Raw genomic sequence first — 4,129 nt, 5'->3', positions numbered from 1 at the left:
AGGACGTGGTGATGGAGCAGGCTGGAGCCACAGCGTCGTCTAACAACAAAAGCCTGTGATTATGGGTCCCGGCTTTCGCCGGAACGACGGAGAGTAGTTTGGCGACCGAGCTAATTCGTCGGCAGCGGGACCTGGTCGTCGATCAGCGAATCCAGCGCGGCCTTCACGTCGGTCTTGGCATCGATCACGCCCGCCTGCTGCAACGCGAGGCCGGCGGCGAGGATCGATTCCCGCTGGGGGCTGCCGATCCGGCTGTGGGTCAGCTCGGTGCGCTCCTTGAGCTGCTTGTCGACCACGGCGTCCGGCAGCTTGGTGACAGCGATGAAGGTCTTCTTCAGCTCGTCATAGTTCGCCAGCGAATATTTCCGCGCTTCCTCGTAGGTTGCGAGCACCCGGCGGACGATATCCGGGTGAGCTTTCAGGAACTCCTCGCGCACATTGAGGATGCCCCAGGTGTTGGCATCGGCCTTGCGGTAGAACAGCTTTGCGCCGTCCTCGACTTCCGCCTGCGCCATCATCGGGTCGAGGCCGGCCCAGGCCTCGACATCGCCGCGGATCAGCGCGGTCTTGCCGTCGGCATGCTGCAACAGCACCGGCGTGATATCCTTCTCGGTCAAACCGGCGCCCAGCAGCGCACGGACGAGGAAGATGTGCGGGTCGGTGCCGCGCGTCACCGCGACGCGCTTGCCCTTGAGATCGGCAACCGACGCGATCTTGGAATCCTTTGATGTGACCAGCGCGGTCCATTCGGGGCGCGAATAGACATAGATCGACTTGATCGGATTGCCGTTGATCCGGGCGACCAGGGCGGCGGAGCCCGCGGTCGAGCCGAGATCGATCGAACCGGCATTGAGGAACTCGAGCGCCTTGTTGGAGCCGGCCGATTGCACCCAGACGATGCTGATGCCGTCCTTGGCGAATTCCTTCTCCAGCAGGCCCTTCTGCTTCAGGACCATCGACACCGGATTGTAGGTGGCCCAGTCGATCCGGATCTCCTTCAGCGCGTCGGCGGCGAGCGCCGCGCCGGGCAACAATGTCGAGACCGCGAGCAGCGCAGCGAAGGTGCGCCGGGAAAATTTCTGCATTCGTCGATCTCCTCGATCAGATTAAGAAACAATCTTTTATTTCAATGAGTTATCCTTGCGGTCAACGAGAAAATCTCTACCCTTTACGAGATGGCGCGAGAACGATCTTGCTCGAAGCGCCGCCACGAGAGCATGGAGCTGCTGTCATTATACTTTGGTCCGTGACAGCAACAGCTCCGTCCGATATCGGATGAACGTATGGACAGCGTCGTAGCCGAAGTCCGCCCTGAAGCGGACGATCGTTTCGAGACCGAGCGGATCACCGCGGCGGTCAATGCACTCGCCGAACAGCATGCCGGCCGCGAGGACCAGTTCCGCGCCGCGATGGCGCAGCTGCTCAAGGCCGAGCTGATCGCGGCGCGCGCCACGGCGCAGGCGCTGCTGCTGAAGGACCGCCACGGAAGGCGCTGCGCCGAACGGCTCTGCTTCGTGCAGGACGAGATCATCCGCATCCTCTATGCGGCGGCGACCCGGCATCTCTATCACTCGCCGATCCCCTCCGGCGCCGAACGCATGGCCGTGGTCGCGACCGGCGGCTATGGCCGCGGGCTGATGGCGCCGGAATCCGACATCGATCTGCTGTTCATCCTGCCCTACAAGCAGACCGCCTGGGGCGAGCAGGTCGCCGAAGCCATTCTCTATTGCCTGTGGGACATGGGGCTGAAGGTCGGCCACGCCACCCGCTCGGTCGATGAATCGATCCGCCAGGCGCGCGGCGACATGACGATCCGCACCGCGATCCTGGAAACCCGGTTCCTGACCGGCGACCAGCCGCTCTATGCCGAGCTGGTCGAGCGCTTCGACAAGGAAGTGGTGCAGGGCACCGCGTCGGAATTCGTCACCGCAAAACTCGCCGAGCGCGAGGAGCGGCATCGCCGCGCCGGCCAGTCGCGCTATCTGGTCGAGCCCAACGTCAAGGACGGCAAGGGCGGCCTGCGCGACCTGCACACGCTGTTCTGGATCGCCAAATACGTCTACCGCGTGCGCGAGACCGACGAGCTGCTCGAGCGCGGCGTGTTCGACGCGCAGGAGTACCGCACCTTCCGCCGCTGCGCCGATTTCCTGTGGTCGGTGCGCTGCAACCTGCACTTCTTCGCCGGGCGCGCCGAGGAGCGGCTGTCGTTCGATATGCAGCGCGAGATCGCGGTCCGCCTCGGCTACACCTCGCATCCCGGCATGCAGGATGTCGAGCGCTTCATGAAGCACTACTTCCTGATCGCGAAGGACGTCGGCGACCTCACCGCGATCCTGTGCGCCAAGCTCGAGGAAGAGCACAACAAGCCGGCGCCGGTGCTGAGCCGGATGGTGGCGCGGCTGCGGCCCGGCACCAAGCGACGGCGGGTGGCCGGCAGCGACGACTTCATCGTCGACAACAACCGCATCAACCTCGCTGCGCCCGACGTGTTCAAGCACGATCCGGTCAACCTGATCCGGATCTTCCGCCTCGCGCAGCAGAACAACCTCGCCTTCCATCCCGACGCGATGCGCACGGTGACGCGCTCGCTGAAGCTGATCAACACCCAGCTGCGCGAGAACGACGAAGCCAACCGGCTGTTCATGGAGATCCTGACCTCCAACGACGCCGAGACGGTGCTGCGGCGGATGAACGAGACCGGCGTGCTCGGCCATTTCATCCGCGCCTTCGGCAAGATCGTGTCGATGATGCAGTTCAACATGTACCACCACTATACGGTGGACGAACACCTGCTGCGCTGCATCGGCTATCTGCAGGACATCGAGCGCGGCGGCAACGAGGAGTTCACGGTCGCCAGCGACCTGTTCCGCAAGATCCGGCCCGAGCACCGCCCGGTGATCTATATCGCGACGCTGCTGCACGACATCGCCAAGGGCCGGCCGGAGGATCACTCTATCGCCGGCGCCAAGGTGGCGCGGCGGCTGTGCCCGCGGCTCGGCTTCTCCGCGGCCGACACCGAACTGGTCGCCTGGCTGATCGAGGAGCACCTGACGATGTCGACGGTGGCGCAATCGCGCGATTTGTCGGACCGCAAGACCATCGAGAATTTCGCCGCCGTGGTGCAGTCGGTCGAGCAGATGAAGCTCTTGACCATCCTGACCACCGCCGATATCCGCGGCGTCGGCCCCGGCGTGTGGAACGGCTGGAAGGCGCAGCTGTTGCGCACGCTGTATTACGAGACCGAACCGGTGCTGACCGGCGGCTTCTCGGAAGTCAACCGCGCCCAGCGCATCGCGGTGGCGCAAGCCGAATTCCGCCGCGCCTTCACCGAATGGCCGGAGGCCGAGCTCAACGCCTATATCGGCCGGCACTATCCGGCCTACTGGCTCAAGGTCGAACTGCAACGCAAGATCCGCCAGGCGCGTTTCATCCGCGCCAGCGAGCAGGCCGACCACAAGCTGGCGATCAACGTCGGCTTCGATGAGATCCGCGCCGTCACCGAGCTCACGATCCTCGCGACCGACCATCCCTGGCTGCTGTCGATCATCGCGGGCGCCTGTGCGTCTGCCGGCGCCAACATCGTCGACGCGCAGATCTACACCACGACCGACGGCCGCGCGCTCGACACCATCTCGATCTCGCGCGAATACGATCGCGACGATGACGAGGGCCGCCGGGCGACGCGGATCGGCGAGATGATCGAGCAGGTGCTGGAAGGCAAACTGCGGCTGCCCGAGGCGGTGGCGAAGCGCGCGGTGCGCAGCAAGGCGCGGCCGTTCATCGTCGAGCCCGAGGTGACCATCAACAACCAGTGGTCCGACCGCTATACCGTGATCGAGGTCTCCGGCCTCGACCGGCCCGGCCTGCTCTATCAGCTCACGACCGCGATCTCGAAGCTCAACCTCAACATCGCCTCCGCGCATGTCGCGACCTTCGGCGAACGCGCCCGCGACGTGTTCTATGTCACCGATCTGCTCGGCGCCCAGATCACCGCCCCGACCCGGCAGGCCGCGATCAAGAGCGCGCTGCTGCATCTGTTGTCGAGCGAAGACCAGGTGGCGAAGCCGGCGGCTTAGATCAAGGCGCAGGGAGAGCGTGCAAGACCCGTCATCCTGAGGAAGCCGCGAAG

At 64.7% G+C, this 4,129-nt stretch carries 2 protein-coding genes; one reads left to right on the top strand and one right to left on the bottom strand.

All coding sequences use genetic code 11. The features are described from left to right. Positions 1-110 precede the first annotated feature (110 nt). Positions 111-1,085 (bottom strand): aliphatic sulfonate ABC transporter substrate-binding protein, encoded by a 975-nt coding sequence (locus H8A92_RS39775; protein WP_229200706.1) that lies wholly within the window; start codon positions 1,083-1,085, stop codon positions 111-113. Positions 1,086-1,283: 198 nt separating this feature from the next. Here H8A92_RS39775 and H8A92_RS39770 point away from each other — a divergent pair, with 198 nt between their 5' ends. Continuing rightward, positions 1,284-4,076, top strand: a complete 2,793-nt coding sequence (locus tag H8A92_RS39770) for a [protein-PII] uridylyltransferase (RefSeq protein WP_229200705.1) — start codon at positions 1,284-1,286, stop codon at positions 4,074-4,076. Positions 4,077-4,129 lie beyond the last annotated feature (53 nt).

The sequence above is a fragment of the Bradyrhizobium acaciae genome, assembly GCF_020889785.1.
In the GTDB taxonomy this organism is placed as follows: domain Bacteria; phylum Pseudomonadota; class Alphaproteobacteria; order Rhizobiales; family Xanthobacteraceae; genus Bradyrhizobium; species Bradyrhizobium acaciae.
This window is presented reverse-complemented; position numbering and strand designations above follow the sequence as displayed.